Genomic DNA, 23,162 nt, shown 5'->3' with positions numbered 1-23,162 from the left:
GATCCGATCCCCAAGAAGGGCTGTGGACGAAGGGCTAAAGTCGGGGGTAAATCGGACAAAGTAGTCATACCCGTCGACGGCGTTGACACCGTGAAACGTAGCTGGTGGGCTGTGCCGCGATGTGTTCCGGCCTGGCTAGGAGGCTCCTGTGCAAGCCCGAGTGTCCGAGGTGGCCGGGCGGCGGCTCCGTCAGCAGCTGGAACAGAGCCCGGCGCTGCGCGACGTGCTGCAGCACCCGACGGCGCTCGCGGCACGCCGGGCCACGGCGCGGACGTGCCGTCAACTCGCGCCCAGGACGGCCGATCGCCTGATCGCGGACCTCAAGGGCACCGCGCCGCTGCTGTCCTCGGTCCGGGTCGAGCGGGCCCTGGCCGCCCGCCCCGGGGCGCCGAGCCGGCGGACCCTCCAGGTGGCGGCCACCCTGTCGGCGGCGGCCGTGGTCGGCGGGCTGCTGGTGAGCGGCCCGGCCGCGTACGCCCGGCCGCCCGGCTACACGCCCGGTCCGGACGTGGTGAGCACCGCGAGCAGCACCCCGCAGACCCCGCTCGGCAGTGTCACCGACCCTCAGGTCTTCCCGCGCCCGCAGGAGCAGAACGTGGCCGGCAAGCCGGTCACCGTGCCGGGCGCCGTCACCCTGGTCACCGCGCCCACGGCCGACCGGGGCGCGGTGGCCGCGGTGCGGGAGGTCCTCCGGATCGCCGGCGCGACCACCGTGACCCAGCTGCCGCAGCCCGGCCCGCCGGTCGCCGGCTCGCTGGTGGTGTACGTCGGCGGCCCCGCCGAGGGCGCGGGCGGCGAGACCGACCGGGCGCTGCGCGAGCTCACCGTGGCGGCCGGCGGCAAGGACACCGCGGCGCCCACCACCGCCGGGATGCCGTCCGGCGGCTACGTGCTGGCGGCCGGTCAGCTGCCGGTGGCCGGTGGCGGCAGCTACGGCGCGGTCGTCCTGGCGGGCACCGACGCGGCCGGCACCTTCTACGCCGCGCAGTCGCTGCGCCAGCTGCTGGCGGCGGTGCCGGCCGACCAGGGCCAGGCGCCGGGCGCGGCCGGCCTCGGCCTGCCCGGGATCGCGCTGCGGGACTGGCCGTCCGGCGCGCCGGTGCGCGGCACCGCCGAGGCGTTCTACGGCACCCCGTGGACCCAGCAGCAGCGGCTTGACCAGCTGGACTTCCTCGGCCGGTCCAAGCAGAACTTCTACCTCTACGCGCCGGGCGACGACCCGTACCGGGTGGCCCGCTGGCGGGACGCCTACCCGAAGGCCCAGGCCGACGACCTGCGCGCGCTGGCGGCCCGCGCCGAGCGCGACCACATCACCCTCGGGTACGCGATCGACCCCGGGCAGTCCTTCTGCTTCAGCTCCGCGAAGGACGCGGACGCGCTGGTCGCCAAGCTGGACGGGCTGCGCCGGCTCGGCTTCACCGCGTTCCAGCTGCAGTTCCTGGACGTGTCCTACGACGAGTGGCACTGCTCCGACGACCGGGCGAAGTACGGCACCGGCCCGGCCGCCGCCGCCAAGGCGCAGGCCGAGCTGGCCGCCCGGGTGCAGGACCGGCTGATCGCGCGGAACCCGGGCCTGGCGCCGCTGTCGGTCGTCCCGACCGAGTACCACCAGCAGGGCGCCTCCCCGTACCGGACGGCGCTGGCCGCCGCGCTGCCGTCCGGCGTGCAGGTGGCCTGGAGCGGCGTCGGGGTGATCCCGGAGCGGATCACCGGGACGCAGGTCTCCGACACCTCCGGCCTGTTCGGGCACCCGCTGGTCACCATGGACAACTACCCGGTCAACGACGCCACCCCGGACCGGCTCTTCCTGGGCGCCTACACCGGCCGCGACACCGAGGTGGCGACCCGGTCGGCCGTCATGCTGACCGGCGCGATGCAGCAGCCGGTCGCCTCCCGGATCGCGCTCTCCACGGCCGGCGACTTCGCCTGGAACCCGGCCGCCTACAAGCCGGATGACTCCTGGCAGGCGGCGCTGCGCTCGCTGGCCGGCCCGACCGGCGCGACCGCGACGCCCACCGGGGAGACCCTGGCGGCGGTCACCGCGCTGGCCGGGAACAGCGTCTCCTCCCCGCTGGCCAAGCAGGAGTCCGGCTATCTGCTGCCGCTGCTGGACCGGTTCTGGGCCGCCGCCGAGCCGGTCTCGGGCGCCGCGCCGGACCTCACGAAGCTGATCGACGCGGCCGCCCCGCTGCGGGAGGCGTTCACCGCGATGGCCGGCGCCCAGCAGACCCTGGCCGCCGCCCAGGCCACCGGCCCGCTGGCCGCCGAGGCCGCGCCCTGGCTGGCGCCGCTGCGCGACTACGGTCTCGCCGGGCAGTCCGCCCTGGACATGCTGCTGGCCCAGCGCGGCGGCGACGGCGGGGCCGCCTGGAAGGCCCGGGTGGAGCTGAACAAGCTGCGCGAGCAGCTCGGCCAGAGCCCGGCGACGGTCGGCGCGGGCGTACTCGGCCCGTTCCTGGAGCGCGCGCTGCGGGCCGCCGACACCTGGGCCGGCGTGCAGGGCGGCGGCATCACCGCGACCACCACGCTGGGCACCGCGCACGACCACCTGCCGGCGCTGATGGCGGACGGCGTCTCCGACACCTTCTACTGGAGCTCGGCGCCGCCGCAGCAGGGCGACACGGTCGGCCTGGACCTCGGCGGCGGGCGCCCGGTCGGCAGCGTCACCGTGCTGATGGGCTCCTGGGGCACCGGCCCGGACGGCGGGAGCGCGCTCGACGACTACATCCGGGACGGCGTACTGGAGTACTCCACCGGCGAGGGCGGCTGGAAGAAGCTGGCCTCGGTGAAGAACCAGAAGTCGGTCTCCGCGCAGGTGCCCGCCGGGACGATCGTCCGGGCGGTCCGGCTGCGGGCCACCTCCGCGCAGAAGACCGCGGTCGCGGTGCGCGAGTTCTCGGTGACCGCGCCGGACGAGCTGCCGGCCAGCGTCTCCGGCGGCCCGGCCGCGCTGCCCGGCTCCTCGGCCGCCGCCGTGCTGGACGGCAACCCGGACACCGCCTACCGGGCGGCCACCGCGCCGACCGCGCTGGACGAGCCGCTCACCGTCGAGCTGGGCGCCGCCCGGCCGCTGGACCGGCTGACCGTGCTGACCGACCCGGGGGTGCGGGCCTCGGCCACCGCCGCGGTGCGGCACCCGGACGGCACCTGGACCGAGATCGGCACCGTGCAGCCGGGCTGGAACGAGCTCGCGGCCGGCGGCCAGCCCGCCGACGCGTTCCGGCTGGCCTGGAAGCCGGGCGGGGAGCCGCCCGTGGTCAACCAGGTGATCCCCTGGTACGCGGACGCCCCGGCGGCCCGGCTGAGCCTGGCCGATCCCTCGGTGGACGCGGTGATCGGGGAGGCCGCGCCCGTGCAGGCCCAGGTGACCGTCGAGGCCGGCCGCCCGGAGGGGGTCACCGGGGAGCTGCGCACCGAGGTGCCGGCCGTCGCCAAGGGGCTGACGGTGGCGCCGGTGACCGGGGTGAGCGTGCCGCGCGGCGGCAAGGTCGGCGTGCCGCTGCTGGTCACCGCCGGGCCGGAGACGCCGTCCGGGACGTACCAGGTGCCGGTGGTGTTCGTGGCCGGCCAGACCACCGTCCGCCAGGTGCTCCAGGTGCACGTGGTGCCGCCGACCGGCGGCCCCGACCTGGCGATCACCGCGCAGGCCACCTCCTCGGCCGACGAGACCCCGAACTTCCCCGCCTCGGCGGTGGCCGACCAGGACCCGAAGAGCCGGTGGTCCTCGCCGGCGGCCGACGACGCCTGGGTGCAGCTGGAGCTGCCGAAGGCCACCCACCTCGGCTCGGCGGTGCTGCACTGGCAGGCCGCGTACGCCGCCGCGTACAAGATCCAGGCCTCGGCGGACGGCCGTTCCTGGACCACGGTCGCGACCGTGGGGGACGGCGCGGGCGGCAACGAGACGGTGCGCTTCGACGCGCCGGGGGCGAAGTTCCTGCGGATCCAGGGCGTGGCCCGGGGCACCAAGTACGGCTACTCGCTCTGGGGCGTCGAGCTGTACGCCGTCGCCCCGGCGGACGGGCCGGCGACGCCGCCGGTGGCCCCGCCCGTCACCCCGCCCGTCACCCCGCCGGTGACCGCGCCGACCGGGCAGCCGGGCGGTGGCCAGCAGTCGGGCGGCCAGGCCGGCGGCCCCGGCGGCGGGACGCCGAGCACGCCGCCGCCCGCGCCGACCCCGTCGGCCGCCCCGACCCGGCCGGCGGCCACCGCGAGCGGCACCGGCACACCGACCGGGAGCGCGCCGAAGCGGTAGGCCTTTCTCCCGGCGGACGCAGCAGACGGCGGGCCGCCGCGCTCCCCGGTGCGGGGTGCGCGGCGGCCCATGAGGCGTACCGAGAGATGTGACGGGCAAGCCCTTGTGGATCGGGGATCAGGCGGAGAGCGCTTCGGGCTGCTCACCGCGGCGGACGGGGGCGGGGTGGCCGGCGTGCGCCCGGCCGAGCGGGACCGGGTGGGCGGCGGCCTCGGTATGGTCGTGGTGCTCGTACTCGCCCCACTGCGGGGCGCGCAGCTGGTCGGTCCCGCCGTACGGCTCCAGGTAGGGCCGCCAGCGCGGGTCCTTGATGCCGGTGCCGATGATCCGCCAGGCCAGACCGGTCGGCGGCGCCGGTGGTCGTTTCATCCGCCAGCCGAGTTCGGTGAGGTGGCGGTCGGCCTTGGTGTGGTTGCAGCGGCGACAGGCCGCCACGACGTTGTCCCAGCGGTGCTGGCCTCCCCGGCTGCGCGGGATGACGTGATCGACGCTGGTGGCGGCGGCCCCGCAGTAGACACAACGACCGTGGTCGCGGGCGAACAGCGCCCGGCGGGTGAGCGGGACGGGCCCGCAGAACGGGACCCGGACGAAGCGGGTCAGACGGACGACGGACGGCGCCGGAAGGGCGCTGGTGGCGCTGTGCAGAGTGACACCCGAATCCTCCAGGCTGACCGCCTTGTGATTGAGGACGAGGATGAGTGCGCGGCGCATCGATACGACGCCGAGTGGCTCGTAGGACGCGTTGAGGACCAGGACATGCGGCACGGATGCCTCCTTGGACGCCTGCGGCGCGTGGCTCGCGCCGGGACGAGCGGTTTGATCGCGCAACGGGTGCGTGATCTCCCCCAGTGTCGCCTTACGCCGTTGTACGGCGCCACCACTCCTGTGTAACGGACCTGACGTGAACTCCGGGTGTGGCATCTGTCATACCCGGTATGCCCGGGGGAAGCGCGGGTTGCACTCCGGTGCCCCTCCGGGGTACCGCTCGTCCGGTCGGACCAGTGCGGAGAACGGCGCGCGGGGGCGTTGACGGGGCGTTCACGGGGGTGCGCGCGCCCTGCGGCCGGGGGACGGGCCGGGTTCGGCGTGTCCGGGCGGCGGCAGGGCTGCGGCCGGGCGGCGGCCGGGCGGCGGCTAGGGTAGTGCGGACGGTCCGCAGGTCGGGGGCGTCCCGCCCGGGTCCGCCGCCACTCGACGGGCCGTGCCACGACCCCTGCAGGAAGGTCCCGCACGTGTTCCGGTCCGGTGCCGCCGGCCTCCCCGGCCTCCTCGCCGACGCGTCCGCCACGACGTCGGCCTCGACGCCCGCCCCGTCCCCCAGCCCCACGGCCCCGGCGCTGCCACCGCTCGACCTGAGGATCCCGACCAGCGCGCAGGAGGTCTCCGACACCACCCGGCAGGCCGCCGGCTGGTTCGACTCGCACTGGCAGGAGTGGCTGGCGAGCGGGGTCCGGATCGTCTTCATCATCGTGCTGGCCCTGGTGCTGCGGGCGATGGTGCGCAAGGTGATCACCCAGCTGATAACGCGGATGGTCCGGCCGGGCGAGGGCGAGGAGGAGCCGAGCCGGCTCGGCGGGCTGCTGGCCAACACCGGGGTGGTCAACCCCGAGCGGCGCCAGCAGCGCGCGGAGGCGATCGGCTCGGTGATGCGCAGCGTCGCGTCGTTCACGATCCTGGGCACGGCGGCGCTGATGGTGCTGTCGGCGCTCGGGGTGAACCTGGCGCCGCTGCTGGCGAGCGCCGGTGTGGCCGGTGTGGCGATCGGTTTCGGCGCCCGCAACCTGGTCACCGACTTCCTCTCCGGCGTCTTCATGATCATGGAGGACCAGTACGGCGTCGGCGACGAGATCGACACCGGGGTGGCCACCGGCACGGTGCTGGAGGTCGGCCTGCGGGTGACCAAGCTGCGCGGCACCGGCGGCGAGATCTGGTACATCCGCAACGGCGAGGTGAAGCGGATCGCCAACATGAGCCAGGGCTGGGCGACCGCCTCGGTGGACGTCCAGGTCGGCTACAAGGAGGACCTGGCGCGGGTCGAGACGCTGATCAGGGAGACCGCGGAGGCGCTGGCCAAGGACGCGCCGTTCGACGAGCTGGTCTGGGCGCCGTTCTCGGTGCTGGGCGTGGAGTCGGTCGCGGCGGACTCGGTGGTGCTGCGGGTCGAGGCGCGGACCGCCCCGGGCAAGTCGCTGAGCGTGGCGCGGGCGCTGCGCCAGCGGCTCAAGCAGGCCTTCGACGAGGCCGGGATCAAGGTCAAGGAGGAGCTCGCGCCGGCCGCCGCCGCGGGCGCGGCTGCCGCCGCGATGGTCCTGAGCACGCCCGCGACCCCCGCCCCGGCCACCGACCCGGCCCCACCCTCCGCCCTGGCCGACCCGACCTCGGCGGGCTACAAGGCGGCCACGCCGATACCGGCCCCGCCGTCCGCCCCGGCCGACCCGGCCAAGGCCCCCTGACCACGGGCCACCAGCGCCACCCGGGCCCCGTCTCCGAGCCCCTCGGAGACGGGGCCCGTACTGTCCGGGGCAGGTGAGGCACGCGCGAGGCGACAAGAGCTCGTAACCGTGCCGCGCCTGGCGACAGGCGTGCCCGTTTCCCTCTTCGACTTCGGCGGCGCACCGCGTCGGCATCAGCCCTTCGGGCATGCCCGCCGCGCCGCCCACCGGACACCGGACACCGGACATAGGACCGACCCGAATGACATCTGTCTCCAGCAACTCTCCCCGTCCGCGCAAGGCCCGCGAGGCCAATGCGACGTTCGTGCTCGTGCACGGCGTCTGCAGCAGCTCGTTCATGTGGGCACCCGTCCAGCGCGAGCTGACGCTGCTCGGGCACCGCAGCTTCGCCGTGGACCTGCCGGGGCACGGCTTTGACGCGCAGTACTCCGCCGCCTACCAGGCCCCGCAGGACCTCGACGCGTGGGCGGCCGAACCGTCCGAACTGGCCGGGGTCACGCTTCAGGACAACGTCGACTCGGTCGTCGACGTCGTCCGGCGGGTGGCCGAGCACGGTCCGGTGGTTCTGGTCGGCGCCAGCCTCGGTGGAACCGCCATCACGGGGGTGGGCAACACGATTCCCGACCTGGTGGACCGGCTCGTCTACATCTCCGGCTGGTCGTGCGTGGAACGCTCCAACCCCATCGAATACATGCAGGAGCCCGAGTTCGCCGACAACCTGCTGGCCCCGCTGGCCGCGCTGAACGTCGGCGATCCCGCCGAACTCGGCGTCGGCCGGGCGAACTACCGCACCGCCGACCCGGTCATGCTGGCCGGACTCAAGGCGGCGATGATGGCGGACAGCACCGACGAACAGTTCCGGGCCTTCCTCAACATCCTGCAGCCGGACGAGTCCCTGGCGGTGATGATGTCCGACGCTCGCGGCCACGCGGACACCTGGGGCACCATCGCCCGCTCCTACATCCGCCTCACCGAAGACCGATCGCTCCCCGTGGCCATGCAGGACCGCCTGATCGCCGAAGCCGACGCACTGACCCCCGACAACCCGTACGACGTGCACACCCTGGCCACCAGCCACGTCGGCTTCCTGTTCAAGCCGGCGGAGGTGGCCGGCATCCTCGACCGACTGACCGTCTGACCCCGAGGGCACAAAGCACTACCTTGCGCACTGGATGGGGGCAGTCCGAGGCTGCCCCCGTCCAATCACAGGCGCGCCTCCGAACTCGCCAACGAATCAGAGGTTGACCTCCGAAGCTCCGGCTGCCGCGCGGTAGTCGGAGCTGCGGCAACGGAAGGCGGCGTCCGCGCCCCGCCGCGATCACGATCGCGGCGGGGCGACAAATGAGCCTTTGCCGAACATTCGGCCTTCCCGCCTTCTGCACAGGAAGTCGGCCCAGCTGACTTCCGGCGACGGGTGAGCGGCCCCGTGGCCACCGCCGTTGGCGTCGATGAACACGGTGGTGCTGACCGTGGGCGCACCGGTGAGGCGAGTGTGCTTGCGGCAGAGGATCAGGTTGGCCTCGCCGAAGCCGGACTCGTCGGGGTGGAAGTCTCGCCGAGCAGCAGTTCGACCCGGTCGAGTGCGGCCTGCGCGGACTCGACCAGTTCGGCGTTCCCCTTGGCGATCCGCAGCCTCAGGGCTTCTCGCAGATGGGTCTCGGCCTCCGCGAGGTCGCCGCGCTCCATCAGGTGCTTGCCGGTGTGCTGGAGCGCGAAGTCGACGAGTTCCGGGTGCCGGCTGCGCGCGGTGATCAGCGCGCTGCGGTAGAGCGCGTCCGCCGTCCGCACGTCACCGGCGTACCTGTACGCGTCCGCCAGGTTGAGCCCGGTGGCGACAACCGCTCCGGTGTTGCCGATCCTCGCGGCGAGGTCGAGCGCCTGCCGAAGGAACGTGCGGGCGTCCTCGTGGTGGCCCAGGCACATCTGGCCGATGCCGATCCATCTCGTCAGGACCCGAGTACGCGCGGGATCGACCTCCTCGGGCAGGGCCCGCAGTTCCTCCCGTAGTCGGCCGACCGCGGCGGCCAACTCGTTCCGGTCGGTGGGGACCATCCGCAGGCCGTCGTCGTGGGTGATGAGGTGATCCAGCACAGGACCTCCGTCGTTCGAGTGTGCTCAGCGTGGCATTACAGGTGGTCGGTCTGGTGGCGCAGGTCGGCCAGCAACTCCCGCCCGTGCGGGGTGAAGTGCGCGGTGAGGAGTTCGAGTTCGCGCATGAGGTGGCGGACGGCCGGCAGCCCCTCGTCGTAGGCGCTCTGGAAGCTCGCGCGCTCGGCGGGCGTGAGGTCGTCGCGGTTCAGTTCGGTCTGGCGGAACCGGAGCAACTGGTTGTAGACGCAGGCCGCGTGGAAGGCCCGGTCGATCTCCCAGAACTGGTTGCGGGCCACTCCCTGCGTGGCGCGCCACGCGATTTCGATCTTGGGTGAGGTCTGGGACGAGTACCCGTCGGCGAAGACCTGGTGCTGGAGGATGTGGAAGCTGATCGACTGGTGCGTCCCCTCGTGCAGCAGGTTCTCCGTCAGGAAGAGGGAGGACGGCTCCGGGCTGACGGTGTTCGGCGGGATGTGGTGCCGCGCCTTCTCGGAGAACGCGATGACGTACGGGAGCGCCGGGTCGCTGGAGCTGGTCAGCGAGGAGGTGCGAACGCCGGGCTTGAGGCCCACCCACAGGAACCCGCGGACGAAGTCGCGCACGCGGGCGAACCCCTCGGGGTGGACCAGCGACAGGCGGTCAAGTGCCCAGGTCAGCGCCTCGCGGCGCTCGTCGGTGTGCTCGATGATCTCGTAGTCCGTCAGGTTGATCTCGGCGGCGATCTCGCGGGGAAGCTCGGCGTCGAACCAGTCGAAGGTCACTCCGGCTACGGTCACAGGTTCACTGCGCAGGGACCGGGCGTGCTCCGCGTAGGGGGTGCCCGACTTCACCAGGCGCTCCATCAGGGCGAACGGCAGAGCGCTTTCCGCGCCTTCCTCGCGCAGACGGATCAGATCCGGGTCCTTCCGATCGAGGTCGAAGAAGGAGCCGGCGGGGACGCGGGTGGCGATGGCGGTCTTCACTGCGGACTCTCCTTGATTCGGGGGTGTGCGACGCCGGGCGGTGGGTCGGCGCGGGTGATCACCCGCGCCGACCCACCCATGCCGTCAACTGACCGGCATCAGTTCGGGACTGCGGTCAGACCTCGGCACCCCTCGGCGCGTAGTCACCGTCCGGCACCATGTGGTCCAGGCGACGGGTCAGGGACTCGAGGCCCGTCTCCGGGGCGAAGTCACCGTCCGGGACCATGTGGTCCAGACGGCGGGTCAGGTTGGTGACCTCCGGGTCACCGGGCGTGATGGTGGCGCTGCTCACGTGCCTCTCCAATCGGGTTGGCTCTGCTCACCCGAGTGTGGGTGAGCGGTCTTGCGGGGGTGGTACGGCCCGGCCCGTCAGACCCTTCCGACGGGCCGGGGGCTTGCGGGGCGCCCAGGGGCGCGAGCGTCGGCAAGAAGCGGCCGGAGGCGATGAGCGCCGTTGCCCCTACTCGCTCTTCGGCTTGTCGCCGTTGTGGTCGCCCGACCCGTTGCTGGTGCCGTTCTTGTCAGCCATGCGATGCACTCCTTCCGATTCACCCGCCGAGAAGCGCGGGGGTGGTGGGCTGCCGAAGACCGGCGTGCACAGCCGGGAAACCCCATGAGGCAGCCGACCCCGCGCGACAACGAGTAGTCGCACCGTCACTCCGACGGGCAGGAACCAGTTGACTGCCACGGCGAGATCAACGGCTGATGACCGACGGACTTTTCGACGGACTTTTTCACTCTCGGACCTGTGCACGGCCAGCAGCACGCGGGCTACCGTCTGCGACGTGCAGACCCAATTCACCCGCCTGTGCGCCGAGTTCGGCTGGAGCAGCCCGGCCCGGTTCAGACAGGTGTACGCCACGACGGCGCGCAAGCTCGGAGAAGACGAAGAGGTCAGCAGCCGCCAGTACCACCGCTGGCGTCAGCCGTTACCGCCGCGCCCTCATCCGGCACGCCAGCGGGTTCTCGAAGCGATGTTGGGTATCCCGTTGGAGCAGGCGGGTTTCACCGTTCCGCCACACCGTCGATCAGGACCACCGCCCACGCCACGAGAAGAGCCAGAAGACGTGAACCGTCGATCCTTCATCGCCCTGGCCGGAAGTGCCGCCGTGTCCGCCAGGCTGACGCCGCCGCGAATCGGGGCCGAGACCGTCATGGACCTGCGGGCCGGACTCACTTCGCTGTACGGGCTGGACGACCGGTTCGGCGGCGCGACAGTCGGCCCCCTTGCGCAAGCCCACCTCGCTCGGGTCGAGCGGCTGATCTCCACCAGGAGCTACCCGGGCACGATCGGCCGTCAGCTCCGACTGATCGCGGGGGAGACTGCGGAACACGTGGCGTGGCTGGCCTTCGACGCCGGCGACAACGCCCGGGCCGACAGACATTGGAATCACGCACTCACCCGAGCCGAGGAGTTGCAAGACAACTCGCTCGCCGTAGTGGTGATGGCGTCCATGGCGCTGATGAGTCTTCGAGAGCGCAAGCCTGGTACCGCACTCGATCTCGCCCGCGCCGCACAGTCGAAGGCCGCGCCGTGGGCACCCCCCTCGCTGATGTCCATCCTGCTGACCCGGGAGGCCCGCGCTCACGCGATGATGGGCGACCCCGTGAGGGCCCGATCGACTTTGGCGCAGGCGACTCGCACCTTCGAGCAAGAACGCAACGAGCGGCCGGTGCCCGACTGGGCGGTGTTCCACGGGCCGGCGGAGTTGGCGCTGGCGCAGGCGTCCCTCTTCACGGAGGCGGGGCACCACAAGGCGGCCGTGGACTGGCTGCGGCGCTCGCTCCAACACCAGGAGACGAACTACGCGAGGAACGAGGCACTGGTGCGGTTCAGCCTCGCCGGGGCGCTGGCGCAAGCAGGTGAGGCCGAGGAGTCGGCCCGTGAACTCGCCTCGGGAGCCGTCCTGCTGACCGAGGTGTCGTCCGGCCGTGCCCGCACATCGATGCAGGAGGCGCACTCCCACCTGAAGCTGTTGAATCCCTCCCTGGCCGCTGCCAGCACCTCCCATCTGATCGCCTAAAAGGAGAATCGTGCAGACGCCCGTCTTCGAGACCTTCACGGATCCGGATGCCGCTGCCCGCGTGCTGGACGAGATAGCACCGTTGTACGAGCAGGTGTTCGCGGAGCCACCGTACTTCGAGGGGCCCCGCGACCTGGCCGGTTTCCTGGAGGGCTACGAGGCGTTCCGGACCATGCCCGGTTTCCGGCTGGTACTGGCTCGCTCAGGTGCCGCCCTGGTCGGGTTCGCTTTTGGTGTCCTGCTTCAGTCGGACAGCCGTTGGTGGAATGGCCTCGGCTTGGACGAGGGCTTCACCCGCGAAAACGGGCACCGAACATTCGTGATCCGAGAGATCGCCGTGGCTCCGGAGCAGCGGCGGCAGGGGTTGGGCCGGGAACTGCACGCGGCCGTACTCGAAGGTGCCCAGGTGGAGCGCGTGACACTTGCGGTCCGGCCCGAAGCACAGGCTGCGATGAACATGTACGAAGCCCTCGGCTATCGGAACCTGGGCGACAAGCCCCCGGCCTGGAAAGGGGCCCCGGTGTACCGCTACATGGTCCGATAGCCCGCCACCCGCCTCCGGACGGATGCGCAGTCCAGAGCTCCTTCGAGGGCCCGTCGCTCGTTCACTACCGGGAGTGATATGGCAAGTTTGCCCGACATGCGCAGGAAGTCGGCTGGGCCGACTTCCTGCGCATGTCGGCGGGAGATTCCGTCGCTGCTTCGGCCCTGCCGAAGCGGGGGCGGATGGCAGGGCCTGCGGCAAGGTCAAGGTCATCCGTGGCCCCGACTCCTGCTCTTCGATAGCCCTTCCTCGGAGCGGCGGCCTCCTCGTCTGAGGAGGCCGCCGCTCCCCGCTTTGGTGGTGGCCGGCCTGCCCTTTACTCCCGCCCACCTCGCCACCCAGACGCCTTCGGTGCGAGCCCGCGCCCGGTGCCGGTAACGAGTCGGCATCCTCCGGGGGGCGGGCCATTGACACTCTGCTGACGGGGACCGTACGGTCCTGTGGCAAGCGACTGGAAAGTTTCCTAACAGTTCGCTTCGCGGCCCGACCGGAGGTTTGGGCGTCCCGAGGAGGAGGATCTTCGCGTGACCACAGGCAACGCCAAGACTCCCCTCGCCGGAACCCCCAGTCTGCTGAGGGCCATCAATGATCGTGCCGCGCTTGAGCTGCTGCTGGCGAACGGGCCGCTCTCCCGTACCCAGATCGGCACGCTCACCGGCTTGTCCAAGCCCACCGCCTCGCAGTTGCTGGGCCGTCTGGAGGCGGCCGGGCTGGTGCTGCCGGTGGGGACCACGGCCGGTGGGCCGGGGCCCAATGCGCAGCTGTACCAGGTGAATCCCGCGGCCGGGTATGTGGCCGGGCTGGATGTCACCACCAGTCAGGTGCGGGTCGCGGTGGCCGACATCACCGGTACCACGCTCGCCGAGCACGTCGTCCCCACCAAGGGGTGGCCGGCCGCCGAGACGGTGCCGCGGGTGGCGGGGGCGGTCGCCGAGGCGGTCCGTGCCGCCGGGCTCGGCACGGACGCCCTGCACAGCGTGGTGATCGGGGTCGGCGGCGCGCCCGACCCGGTCAGCGGAAAGTTGCGGTACGCCTCCCATCTGCCCGGGTGGCACGCGCCGCGGCTGGTCGAGGGGCTCGCCGGGGCGATCGGCGCCCCGGTGACGATCGAGAACGACGTGAACCTCGCCGCCGTCGCGGAGCAGTCCGCGGGTGCGGCCCAGGGCTGCGAGGACTTCGTGCTGCTGTGGGCGGGCGAGGGCACCGGGGCCGCGATCGTGATCGCCGGGCGGCTGCACCGCGGCTTCACCGGCGGCGCCGGGGAGGTCGGCTACATGCCGGTGCCCGGTTCGCCGGTGGTCAGGGACGTCCGGCGGCGCAACTCCGGCGGGTTCCAGGAACTGGTCGGCGCCCCCGCCGTCCGGGCGCTGGCCAAGGAGCACGGGCTCGCCGCGCCGACCGCCGAGGAGGCGGTCGCCCGGGCCCTCGCCACCCCGGGCGCGGGCGACGCCTTCCTCGCCGAGCTGGCCGCCCGGCTGGCCGTCGGACTGGCCGTGATCGTCGCCGTCGTCGACCCCCGGCTCGTGGTGGTCTCCGGCGGGGTGCCGACCGCCGGCGGCGAACGGCTGCGGGCGCTGGTCGAGGAGGAGCTGGCCCGGATCTCGGCCGCCCGGCCCGAGGTCCGCGGCAGTGCGCTGACCGGCTCGCCCGTCCTGCTCGGCGCACTGGCCCGCGCGTTGGCGGCCGCCCGCGAGGCGATCTTCTCGACCCACTGACGTCCCTCCCGAGACGCCCGACGCACGCCCCGCACAGCACGCCCCGCACAGCACGCCCCGCACCCACCTCTCCCCTATCCCGCACGCGGGACCCGAGGCAATGACGCCTGCCCGCGCACCCCCAGGAGGACCTCGAAGTGCACGCCACCCCCTCCCCCGCCCGCAGAAGCCGCCGGACCCTCGCCGCCGTCACCGGCGGCGCCGTCCTCGCCCTGCTCGCCACCGCCTGTACCGGCAGCAGCGACGGCGGCGGCAGCGACGACTCCGCCAGTGGCAAGGACGTCACCATCACCTTCTGGCACGGCTGGAGCCAGGACTCCGAGGTGAAGGCGATCAACGACAACATCGCCGCCTTCGAGAAGGCCCACCCGAACATCCACGTCAAGGCCGTCGGCGACATCGCCGACGACAAGGTCAACCAGTCGCTGCGGGCCGGCGGCGACGACGCGCCCGACGTGGTCTCCTCCTTCACCACCAACAACGTCGGCATGTTCTGCTCGACCAAGGCCTTCGTCGACCTCAAGCCGCTGCTGGCCAAGGACGGCATCGACGCCGCCAGGACCTTCCCGGCCGCGATGCTCGACTACACGCAGTTCCAGGGCAACCAGTGCACCCTGCCGCTGCTCGGCGACGCGTTCGGCCTCTACTACAACCGGAAGGCCTTCGCCGACGCCGGCATCAGCAGCCCGCCGAAGACCTTCAGCGAGTTCGCCGAGGTGGCCAAGCGGCTCACCGTCGCCGAGGGCGACGGCTACAAGCAGCTCGGCTTCATGCCGCTCTACCACGGCTACGAGTCGACCACCGAGCACTACCTCGGCCAGTACGGCCCCGGCTACTTCGACGCCTCCGGCAAGTCCGGCCTCGCCACCGACCCCAAGGTCGCCGCGATGCTGAAGTGGCAGAAGGGCCTGGTCGACCAGCTCGGCGGCTACGACAAGCTCGACAAGTTCCGCGCCACCTTCGGCGAGGAGTTCAGCGCCAAGAACCCGTTCCACACCGGCCAGGTGGCGATGGCCATCGACGGCGAGTGGCGCACCGCCTCGCTCGCCACCGACAAGCCGGGCTTCGACTGGGCCACCGCGCCGTTCCCGGTGCCGGACGACCAGCCGGACAGCTACGGCCGCGGCTACCAGACCGGCACCATCGTCGGCATCGCCAGCAGCAGCAGGAAGCAGGCCGCGGCCTGGGAGTTCGTCAAGTTCCTGACCACCGACACCGACGCGGTGGTCTCCTTCGCCAACGCGATCCACAACGTGCCGAGCACCATCGCCGCGCTGGAGTCGCCGAAGCTGATCGCCGACGAGAACTTCAGGACCTTCGTCAACATCGCCAAGCACGCGAAGTCCGGCACCACGCCGCCGGCCGTCAACGGCGGCGGCTACATCGTCTCCCTGCAGAACCTCGGCTACGACTACGAGTCCGGCAAGCAGACCGATCTCGCGGCCGGCCTCGCCGCCACCGCCAAGGAGATCGACGCCGCCATCGCCCAGGCCAAGTAGCGCGTACGGTCCACGGAGCTCCCATGTCACTCGCGTCCGCCACCCGCCAGGGCACCGGACCGACCGCCCCGGCGGCGCCCGCGGTGCAGCAGCAGCTGCGCCGCAAGCGCCGCCGGGCGGCGGCCCGCACCCTGGCCTTCCTCTCCCCCTGGCTGATCGGCTTCGGCGTCTTCTTCCTGTACCCGCTGATCTCGACGATCTACTTCTCGTTCACCAAGTACAACGGCTTCGGCTCGCCCGTCTTCAGCGGCCTCAAGAACTGGGACTACGTCTTCAACGACCTGCCCTCGTTCTGGCAGGGCCTGCGCAACACCCTGTGGCTGGTCGTCATCATGGTGAGCCTGCGGGTGGCGTTCGGCCTCGGCGTCGGGCTGCTGATCACCAAGGTCAAGACCGGCGTCGGCTTCTTCCGCACCGCCTTCTACCTGCCCTACCTGGCCCCGCCGGTGGCCGCCACCGTCGCCTTCGCCTTCCTGCTCAACCCCGGCACCGGCCCGGTCAACCACTTCCTCGGCGAGCTCGGGCTGCCGCAGCCCGGCTGGTTCGCCGACCCGGACTGGTCGAAGCCCGCGCTCACCCTGCTGGCCATGTGGGGCGTCGGCGACCTGATGGTCATCTTCATGGCGTCCCTGCTGGACGTCCCCACGGAGCAGTACGAGGCCGCCGAACTCGACGGCGCCGGACCGTTCCAGCGCTTCCGGTACGTCACCCTGCCGAACATCTCGCCGATCATCATGTTCGCGGTGGTCACCGGGGTCATCCAGACCATGCAGTACTACACGCAGGCGATCGTCGCCGGGAAGGTCGCCGGCGGCAACGCGGGCAACTCCGGCCAGCAGTTCGAACCCGGCTACCCGTCCGGCTCCACCTGGACCCTGCCGCAGATGGTCTACAACCTCGGCTTCCAGCGCTTCAACTACGGCGCGGCGTGCGTCGTCGCCCTGGTGCTGTTCGCCATCTCGATGGCCGTGACCTCGGTGCTGCTGCGCCGCCGGTCCGGCTTCATGGCCAGCGAAGACTAGCGGCCCAGTGAGGACACCGTCATGACTCTCAGCCCGACCCTCGCCGCCGAGACGCCCGGGAAGCGGCCCGCCCGGCGGCCCGCCCGGCGCCCCGCCCGCGGCTCCTCCGCCGCGGCCGCCCGCACCGCCCGCCGCCGCGCGGCGCTGAACTGGGTGGCCGTGCACTCGGTGGCCGTCGCCGCCACCCTGTTCTTCCTGCTGCCGTTCGTCTTCGCCTTCCTGACCTCGGTGATGTCGGACAGCCAGGCGCTCACCACCGACTACTGGCCCGGCTCCTGGCACTGGGGCAACTACGTGAAGGTCTGGCAGACCCCCGGCTTCCTCACCTGGTGGCGCAACACCCTGCTGTACGCGGGCCTCGGCACCGTGCTCACCGTCGTCTCCAGCCTGCCGGTCGCCTACGCGCTCGCCAAGTTCCGCTTCCGGGGCCGCAACCTGGCGCTGATGGCGGTCATCGCGATGATGATGCTGCCGCCGCAGGTCACCGTCATCCCGATGTACCTGTTCTGGGCGAAGCAGCTGGGCCTGGGCGGCTCGCTCTGGCCGCTGATCATCCCGATGGCCTTCGGCGACGCCTTCTCGATCTTCCTCCTGCGGCAGTTCCTGCTGACCGTCCCCAAGGAGTACATCGAGGCGGCCCGGATCGACGGCTGCGGCGAACTGCGCACCCTGCTGCGGGTCGTGCTGCCGATGGCCAAGCCGGCCATCGCCGCCGTCGCGCTGTTCCAGTTCTTCTCCTGCTGGAACGACTACTTCGGCCCGCAGATCTACGCCAGCAACAACCACGACGCCTGGACGCTCTCCTACGGCCTGGAGTCCTTCAAGGGCGCCCACCACACCAACTGGAACCTCACCATGGCCGCCACCCTGCTGGTGATGGCCCCGGTGATCGTCCTCTTCTTCTTCGCACAGAAGGCCTTCATCGAAGGCGTGACACTGACAGGGGTCAAGGGCTGATGTCCGCACTCAAGCTGGCCATCGTGGGCGGCGGTTCGACGTACACGCCGGAGCTGATCGACGGCTTCGCGCGGCTGCGCGACACCCTGCCGATCGGCGAACTCGTCCTCGTCGACCCGGCCGCCGACCGGCTGGAGCTGATCGGCGGACTGGCCCGGCGGATCTTCGCCAAGCAGGGCCACGGCGCGGTCGTCCGCACGACGACCGAGGTCGCCGCAGGCGTCGCCGACGCCGACGCGGTGCTGCTGCAACTGCGGGTCGGCGGGCAGGCGGCCCGCGACCGGGACGAGACCTGGCCGCTGGAGTGCGGCTGCGTCGGCCAGGAGACCACCGGCGCGGGCGGCCTCGCCAAGGCGCTGCGCACCGTCCCGGTGGTGCTCGACATCGCCGAGCACGTCCGGCGCGCCAACCCCGACGCCTGGATCGTCGACTTCACCAACCCGGTCGGCATCGTCACCCGCGCGCTCCAGGAGGCCGGCCACAAAGCCGTCGGCCTGTGCAACGTCGCCATCGGCTTCCAGCGCCGCTTCGCCAAGCACCTCGGCGTCGACCCCGAGCTGGTCCGGCTCGACCACGTCGGCCTCAACCACCTCACCTGGGAGCGCGGCGTCACCCTGCTCGACGCGCCCGGCGCGGCCGGCGGCCGGGAGGTCCTGCCGGAGCTGCTGGCCGGCTTCGGCCAGGAGATCGCCGACGACATCCGGCTGCCGCGGCGGGTGGTCGAACGGCTCGGCGTCGTGCCCTCCTACTACCTGCGGTACTTCTACCAGCACGACGCGGTGGTGGAGGAGCTGAAGGCCAAGGGCTCGCGGGCCGCCGAGGTCGCCGAGATCGAGCGGCGGCTGCTGGAGATGTACGCCGACCCGGCCCTCGACACCAAGCCGGAGCTGCTCGCCGAGCGCGGCGGCGCGTTCTACTCCGAGGCGGCGGTGCAGCTCATCGCGGCGCTGCTCGGCACCGGCGGCGGCAGCTCGGTGCAGGTGGTGAACGCCCGCAACGACGGCGTGCTGCCGTTCCTCCCCGACGACGCCGTGATCGAGGTGCCGGCCGAGGTCGACGCGGCGGGCGTGCGCCCGCTGCCGCAGCGCCCGCTGGAGCCGCTGTACGCCGGCCTGGTCGCCGCCGTCACCGGGTACGAGCACCTGGCCCTGGACGCCGCCCTGCGCGGCGGTCGCGACCGGGTCTTCGACGCGCTGCTCGCCCACCCGCTGGTCGGCCAGATCGAACTCGCCGACCGGCTGACGGACCGGCTGCTCGCCCACAACCGCGAGCACCTCGCCTGGGCCTGACCCGCCCGGCCTCCGGTCCGGCCCCGTCCCGGCGCCCTCCCGGGCCCTCGGTCCCCCGGCCCGCACTCCGTGGGGAGTGCGGGCCGGGCCGCGAGCGGCCCCGGACACGGACGCCCGGCGGACGCCCGGCGGAGGCCCGGCGGAGGCCCGGCGGAGGCCGGAAGGAGAAGCCGGAGAAGCCACCCCCGGCCGGGAAAGACCCCCGGCCGGGCCACGTACGACGAGCCGCGGGGACCCCGATGACCCACCAACCCGAACCACACCTGCCCGGCGTCCTCGCCATCGACGCCGGCAACTCCAAGACCGATGTCGCCCTCATCGGCGCCGACGGCAGCGTCCTCGGCTCCGCCCGGGGCGGCGGCTTCACCCCGCAGCGGACCGGCGGTGCCCCCGCCGTGGCCGGCCTCGCCCCGCTGGTCGAGGCGGCGGCCGCGGCCGCCGGGCTGACCGGCTGGACCGGCCCGCTGACCAGCCACGTCAGCGCCTGCCTCGCCAACGCCGACCTCCCGGTCGAGGAGGAGGCGCTGCGCGTCGCCCTGGAGTCGCACCCCTGGGGCGTCAGCAACACCGTGGTCAACGACACCTTCGGCCTGCTGCGGGCCGGCACCGACGGCCCGCGCGGCGTCGCCGTCGTCTGCGGCGCCGGCATCAACTGCGTCGGCCTGCTGCCCGACGGCCGCACCGCCCGGTTCCCCGCCCTCGGCGAGCTCACCGGCGACTGGGGCGGCGGCGCGGGCCTGGCCGTCAGCAGCATGTGGCACGCCGTCCGCGCGGAGGACGGGCGCGGCGGGCCGACCGCCCTCGCCCGGGCGATCGCCGAGCACTTCGGCCTGCCCAGCGCCGTCGCCGTCGCCGAGGCCGTCCACCTCGGGCACCTGCCGTTCGCCCGGCTGCACGAGATCGTCCGGGTGCTGTTCGCGGTCGCCGGGGACGGGGACGCCACGGCGCTGGAGCTGATCGACCGGCAGGCCGACGAGATCATCCGGCTCGCGGTCGTCGCCCTGCGGCGCCTCGACCTGCTGGACACGCCCACGCCGGTGGTGCTCGGCGGCGGGGTGCTGTCCTCCCGGCAGCCGCTGCTGCTCGACAACCTGACGGCCCGCCTGGCCCGGGAGGCGCCGCTCGCCGAGCCGCGGGTCGTCGTCGCGCCGCCGGTGCTGGGCGCGGCGCTGCTCGGGCTGGACCACCTGAAGGCCGGCCCGCAGGCGCAGGAGCGGGTGCGGCGGTCGTACGACCCGGCGCACCCGATGGCGGCGTAGCACGGCCGCTCGAACTCTCCGCCCCCGCCGGGTCCGCACGCCCGGTGGGGGCGGTCGCGGCCCGCCGGCGGAACCGGCCGGAGGGATTCCGCGGGTAGGTGGGTGTCTCGTCCGGTCACGTTCCTGGAAGACTCATCCCATGACCGCGCCCCGTCGCCTCCTCCTCGCCGTGCTGCTCTGCTGCGCCGTCACCGGCGGCCTCGCCGCCTGCACCCCGATCGACGAGGACCCGACCCTGGCGATGGCCTCGGACGACGTCGACTCCGCCGACGCCGCCGCGGCGGCCGAGGAGGACGGGTACGGGGACGCCGAGGAGGACTGGGCGGCCCCCGAGGCCGGGCCGGAGATGGAGTACGCCTCCCCCGCCCTCCCCGTCTCCTCCCCCGCCGCCTGCGCGACCCGTGCCGGGCACCGGGTGGTCCAGGTCGTCGACGTCCTGGACGGCCGGCTGACCGTCCGGCCCGCGCAGCCCGGCTGCGACAACGGCGCCCCCGCCGTCAGCCTCCCCCTGGCGGCCCACGCCACCGCCACCCTGGTCGACCTCCCGCACGACGAACCGGCCAAGGAGGTACAGCTCCCCGTCCTCCTCGACCACCTCGACTCCTGTCTGACCGGCGGCGAGCCCGAGCCCCCGTACGCCTGCTACGGCGACACCTACGACCTGGCCGTGGACGCCCGCGGCCGGATTACCCGGATCCGCGAGCTGCGGCCGGCCCCCTGACGGCCCTCCCCCTGACGACGGTTGACCTCAAGTGCGGTTGATGTTGTCGGATGGGGTTCCGGCGGTGATCACCGCCGGGTGCGACGGACGGGGAGAGGAGCCGGTCATGGCAGGCGAGGTGCTGGTGGTGGGGGACGTCGCGGCGGACGTCCGGGCGGCGGTGACCGGGGTGGTCACGGCGCTGGAGGACGCCTTCAACCGCAAGGACGCGGCGGCGCTCGGCGCGCAGTTCGGCGAGCGGGCCTCGTGGACCAACGCCCGGGGCCTGCGGCTCGACGGCCGGGCGGCGATCGCCGAGTTCAGCCGGCCGGCGATGGAGAGCTTCCTGCGGGACTCCTACGCCCGGTACGAGGTGGTGAAGCTCCTGGCGATCGCCGAGGACGTGGTCGCCGTCAACGTCGCCCAGACCCCCACCGACGCCTCGGGCACACCCGTCGAGGGACCGCACGGCGCGGCCCTCTACGTGGTGGCCCGGCAGGCGGACGGGTGGCGGATCGTGGCCGGTCAGAACAACGCGGTCGATGCCCCGTCCGCAGGGTGAGTGACGACCGGCCCCGGACCGGGGGCCGCCTCCGATCCTGTGATCGTGCCAGGAGGCGGCCCCCTTTTTTTCACCGTTCGAACGCGGGCGACCCCGGCGCTCAGGCGTTGCCGGAGGTCCGGCGCCGGTGCCTGATCCGGCCGAGGACGACGGCGGCGCCCGTGAGCGCGAGCGCCGCGATCGACCCGCCGGCGAGCAGCGGCGTACCGGAGGCCGGCTCGGCCGGCCGGTCACCGGTCCCGTACCCGCTGGACAGGCCCCGGGTGTCGTACTCGGAGTCGGGCTGCTTGTCGGCGTAGCGGGCCTTGAGGAGCTTCTGGTAGTCGGTGAGCGACACCGCCGGCCGGCCGTCGAGCCCCGCCCGGGCCTGGTCGTTGAGCGGCTCCACGGTGGTGAGCTTCAGCTGGTACCAGCCCCGGATCTGCGGCTCGGTGAAGACCAGGGCGCCCAGGGACGCCTTGCCGGCGTACACGGCGTCGCTGTCGCCGTCGCGCACCCCCGCCAGGTGCCAGCCGCCGCCCTCGGTCGGGGCGAGCAGCACGGTGGCGGTGCGGTCGCCGACGGCCTCGCCGAGCGAGGAGACGAGGTGGTTCAGCCTGACGGCCTCGGTGGGGAGCGGCGGCACCGTGCCCGCGACGAAGCCCGGGGACGGCTCGTTCACCGCCAGCGGGTCCTTGAGGGTGAACGCGGGCAGGCCCGCGCACGGATCCGCCGCGTCGGGGACCGCCACCACCGCGTCGGAGCCGCTCCCGGGCAGCGGCGTGCCGAGGAAGCGGCAGACCGCGTTGTGGACGTCGGCCGACCTGACCAGGTCGAGGGCGGCCTGGTAGTCGGGGATGTCGGCGGCGCGGGCCGGGCCGACGGCGGACAGCAGCGCGGACGCGCTCAGCGCCAGGACGACGGGCAGCCGGGAGAGCCGGGCGGCCCTCCGGACGGTCTCCCGGGTGGACTCCCAAGTGGTCTCCCCGGTGGTCTCCGGCTCGACGGGCATTCCTCGGTCACGCATGTGTCGCCCTCCTTCTCTGTCTAGCGGGAGATGCCGGTACGGGAGTGGGTCCACCTGAACGAGCTGTTGTCCACGTAGTCGTTGTAGTTCCACCAGGTGTAGGTGGCGGTGTCCGGCCACGGGTCGGCCACGGCGATGGTGTTGTTCGAGGTGTCGAAGCCGTAGACGACGTTCATGTGGCCGCCGCCGGACTTCCACCCGATGCGGGCGCCGATCGGTCGGGCGGCCTTGACGTCGGTGGTGATCTGGCTGAACGAGGCCGCGGTGCTCAGGCCGGTACCGGGGTGCGCCATGCCCAGGCTGTACCAGGCGTTGGCCATGTCCTCGAGCCTGGCGGGCTGGTTGTCGCAGCTCGGCCCGCCGCTGTACTGGGAGGCGCGGGCGCAGAAGTCCGCCTGCGTGGTGCCGTATCCCTGGAACTTGGCGATGGTGAGCCCGGAGGCCGACCAGCACCACTGGCTCTTCTCCTGCTTCAGCATGGTGATCTGGTCGTAGGCGGCCTCCGCCCGGGCCGTACCTCCCGCCGCCAGGAGAACCCCCGAGACCGCCAGCGCCAGGGCCGGTCCCCTGACCACGAATCCGAATCCGCTCATGTCCTGCCTTCCCGTCGGGCGAGTGGAGTGCCCAGCGACATGACAGCGCGGACGGCGCCCGTTCCCCAGGGGACGCGTGGAAATCGAACCCGAAAGGGTTGTTAGCCGTATAAGAAGGGGATGGCTTGAAACGTTCGCGGTCGGACGGCCCTTGGAACATCTGGGTTTGACCCGGGAAGCGCCGCCCCGGAGTGGGAAGTCGGCCCGGCCGACTTCCCACTCCGGGGCGGCGCT

19 protein-coding genes and 1 pseudogene are annotated in these 23,162 nt (G+C 72.7%); 13 read left to right on the top strand and 7 right to left on the bottom strand.

Annotated elements, in window-relative coordinates; all coding sequences use genetic code 11:
- Positions 1–148 precede the first annotated feature (148 nt).
- Positions 149–4,252, top strand: coding sequence for a beta-N-acetylglucosaminidase domain-containing protein (locus ACFP3U_RS24950; protein ID WP_380227885.1), 4,104 nt, complete (start codon positions 149–151; stop codon positions 4,250–4,252).
- A 255-nt stretch (positions 4,253–4,507) separates the two neighbouring features.
- Here the strand turns inward: ACFP3U_RS24950 and ACFP3U_RS24945 are convergent.
- Positions 4,508–5,017 (bottom strand): annotated as a pseudogene (locus tag ACFP3U_RS24945) (HNH endonuclease); the annotation flags it as partial.
- A gap of 467 nt (positions 5,018–5,484) precedes the next feature.
- Between ACFP3U_RS24945 and ACFP3U_RS24940 the strand changes: the two are divergent.
- Together ACFP3U_RS24940 and ACFP3U_RS24935 are read left to right on the top strand one after the other, a co-directional pair.
- Entirely contained in the window at positions 5,485–6,705 is a 1,221-nt protein-coding gene (locus ACFP3U_RS24940; protein ID WP_380227884.1) for a mechanosensitive ion channel family protein, read from the top strand.
- Positions 6,706–6,946: 241 nt separating this feature from the next.
- Positions 6,947–7,843: an alpha/beta fold hydrolase gene (locus ACFP3U_RS24935; protein ID WP_380227883.1), complete on the top strand. Its 897-nt coding sequence runs from the start codon at positions 6,947–6,949 to the stop codon at positions 7,841–7,843.
- 371 nt (positions 7,844–8,214) lie between these two features.
- Here the strand turns inward: ACFP3U_RS24935 and ACFP3U_RS24930 are convergent, their stop codons facing one another.
- The 4 genes from ACFP3U_RS24930 to ACFP3U_RS24915 all read right to left on the bottom strand — a co-directional run bounded on the left by ACFP3U_RS24930 (position 8,215) and on the right by ACFP3U_RS24915 (position 10,524).
- Positions 8,215–8,796, bottom strand: a complete 582-nt coding sequence (locus ACFP3U_RS24930) for a hypothetical protein (protein WP_380227882.1) — start codon at positions 8,794–8,796, stop codon at positions 8,215–8,217.
- Positions 8,797–8,831: 35 nt separating this feature from the next.
- Positions 8,832–9,758, bottom strand: a complete 927-nt coding sequence (locus ACFP3U_RS24925) for a hypothetical protein (protein ID WP_380227881.1) — start codon at positions 9,756–9,758, stop codon at positions 8,832–8,834.
- A gap of 115 nt (positions 9,759–9,873) precedes the next feature.
- The gene (locus ACFP3U_RS24920) at positions 9,874–10,050 is read right to left on the bottom strand and encodes a hypothetical protein (RefSeq protein ID WP_380227879.1); all 177 of its coding nucleotides are present in this window, start codon (positions 10,048–10,050) and stop codon (positions 9,874–9,876) included.
- 168 nt (positions 10,051–10,218) lie between these two features.
- Complete coding sequence (locus ACFP3U_RS24915) at positions 10,219–10,524, bottom strand: hypothetical protein (RefSeq protein ID WP_380227878.1); 306 nt, start codon at positions 10,522–10,524, stop codon at positions 10,219–10,221.
- 19 nt (positions 10,525–10,543) lie between these two features.
- On the opposite strand from ACFP3U_RS24915, the gene ACFP3U_RS24910 reads away from it, so the two are divergent.
- The 10 genes from ACFP3U_RS24910 to ACFP3U_RS24865 all read left to right on the top strand — a co-directional run bounded on the left by ACFP3U_RS24910 (position 10,544) and on the right by ACFP3U_RS24865 (position 21,329).
- Positions 10,544–11,782, top strand: coding sequence for a hypothetical protein (locus tag ACFP3U_RS24910; protein ID WP_380227877.1), 1,239 nt, complete (start codon positions 10,544–10,546; stop codon positions 11,780–11,782).
- Positions 11,783–11,792: 10 nt separating this feature from the next.
- A complete protein-coding gene (locus tag ACFP3U_RS24905; RefSeq protein WP_380227876.1) occupies positions 11,793–12,326 on the top strand; it encodes a GNAT family N-acetyltransferase in 534 nt (177 codons plus the stop codon).
- Between the two features lie 524 nt (positions 12,327–12,850).
- Positions 12,851–14,041: an ROK family transcriptional regulator gene (locus ACFP3U_RS24900; RefSeq protein ID WP_380227875.1), complete on the top strand. Its 1,191-nt coding sequence runs from the start codon at positions 12,851–12,853 to the stop codon at positions 14,039–14,041.
- Positions 14,042–14,178: 137 nt separating this feature from the next.
- Complete coding sequence (locus tag ACFP3U_RS24895) at positions 14,179–15,540, top strand: ABC transporter substrate-binding protein (RefSeq protein ID WP_380227874.1); 1,362 nt, start codon at positions 14,179–14,181, stop codon at positions 15,538–15,540.
- A gap of 23 nt (positions 15,541–15,563) precedes the next feature.
- A complete protein-coding gene (locus ACFP3U_RS24890) occupies positions 15,564–16,562 on the top strand; it encodes a carbohydrate ABC transporter permease (protein ID WP_380227873.1) in 999 nt (332 codons plus the stop codon).
- A gap of 21 nt (positions 16,563–16,583) precedes the next feature.
- On the top strand, positions 16,584–17,519 hold the full coding sequence (locus ACFP3U_RS24885; RefSeq protein ID WP_380227872.1) for a carbohydrate ABC transporter permease: 936 nt from the start codon (positions 16,584–16,586) through the stop codon (positions 17,517–17,519).
- Positions 17,519–18,808, top strand: a complete 1,290-nt coding sequence (locus tag ACFP3U_RS24880) for a 6-phospho-beta-glucosidase (RefSeq protein ID WP_380227871.1) — start codon at positions 17,519–17,521, stop codon at positions 18,806–18,808. The genes ACFP3U_RS24885 and ACFP3U_RS24880 overlap by 1 nt, the downstream gene beginning before the upstream one ends.
- Before the next feature lie 239 nt (positions 18,809–19,047).
- Positions 19,048–20,067, top strand: a complete 1,020-nt coding sequence (locus ACFP3U_RS24875) for an N-acetylglucosamine kinase (RefSeq protein WP_380227870.1) — start codon at positions 19,048–19,050, stop codon at positions 20,065–20,067.
- A 139-nt stretch (positions 20,068–20,206) separates the two neighbouring features.
- Entirely contained in the window at positions 20,207–20,788 is a 582-nt protein-coding gene (locus ACFP3U_RS24870; protein WP_380227869.1) for a hypothetical protein, read from the top strand.
- Positions 20,789–20,894: 106 nt separating this feature from the next.
- Complete coding sequence (locus ACFP3U_RS24865) at positions 20,895–21,329, top strand: SgcJ/EcaC family oxidoreductase (protein ID WP_380227868.1); 435 nt, start codon at positions 20,895–20,897, stop codon at positions 21,327–21,329.
- Between the two features lie 100 nt (positions 21,330–21,429).
- Here ACFP3U_RS24865 and ACFP3U_RS24860 read toward each other — a convergent pair whose 3' ends face one another.
- Entirely contained in the window at positions 21,430–22,335 is a 906-nt protein-coding gene (locus ACFP3U_RS24860; protein WP_380227867.1) for a hypothetical protein, read from the bottom strand.
- A gap of 20 nt (positions 22,336–22,355) precedes the next feature.
- Positions 22,356–22,928, bottom strand: a complete 573-nt coding sequence (locus ACFP3U_RS24855; protein WP_380227866.1) for a papain-like cysteine protease family protein — start codon at positions 22,926–22,928, stop codon at positions 22,356–22,358.
- Between the last annotated feature and the right edge of the window lie 234 nt (positions 22,929–23,162).

Source organism: Kitasatospora misakiensis (genome assembly GCF_042656005.1).
GTDB lineage: Bacteria > Actinomycetota > Actinomycetes > Streptomycetales > Streptomycetaceae > Kitasatospora > Kitasatospora misakiensis.
The sequence above is the reverse complement of the archived record's forward strand: the minus strand, read 5'-3'. Positions and strand labels throughout refer to the sequence as shown.

Excerpts from the sequence above, each read along its gene's own strand:
- ACFP3U_RS24935 (WP_380227883.1), top strand. The coding sequence starts at position 6,947 with ATGACATCTGTCTCCAGCAACTCTCCCCGTCCGCGCAAGGCCCGCGAG.
- ACFP3U_RS24890 (WP_380227873.1), top strand. The coding sequence starts at position 15,564 with ATGTCACTCGCGTCCGCCACCCGCCAGGGCACCGGACCGACCGCCCCG.
- ACFP3U_RS24885 (WP_380227872.1), top strand. The coding sequence starts at position 16,584 with ATGACTCTCAGCCCGACCCTCGCCGCCGAGACGCCCGGGAAGCGGCCC.
- ACFP3U_RS24880 (WP_380227871.1), top strand. The coding sequence starts at position 17,519 with ATGTCCGCACTCAAGCTGGCCATCGTGGGCGGCGGTTCGACGTACACG.
- ACFP3U_RS24875 (WP_380227870.1), top strand. The coding sequence starts at position 19,048 with ATGACCCACCAACCCGAACCACACCTGCCCGGCGTCCTCGCCATCGAC.
- ACFP3U_RS24870 (WP_380227869.1), top strand. The coding sequence starts at position 20,207 with ATGACCGCGCCCCGTCGCCTCCTCCTCGCCGTGCTGCTCTGCTGCGCC.
- ACFP3U_RS24865 (WP_380227868.1), top strand. The coding sequence starts at position 20,895 with ATGGCAGGCGAGGTGCTGGTGGTGGGGGACGTCGCGGCGGACGTCCGG.
- ACFP3U_RS24860 (WP_380227867.1), bottom strand. The coding sequence starts at position 22,335 with ATGCGTGACCGAGGAATGCCCGTCGAGCCGGAGACCACCGGGGAGACC.
- ACFP3U_RS24855 (WP_380227866.1), bottom strand. The coding sequence starts at position 22,928 with ATGAGCGGATTCGGATTCGTGGTCAGGGGACCGGCCCTGGCGCTGGCG.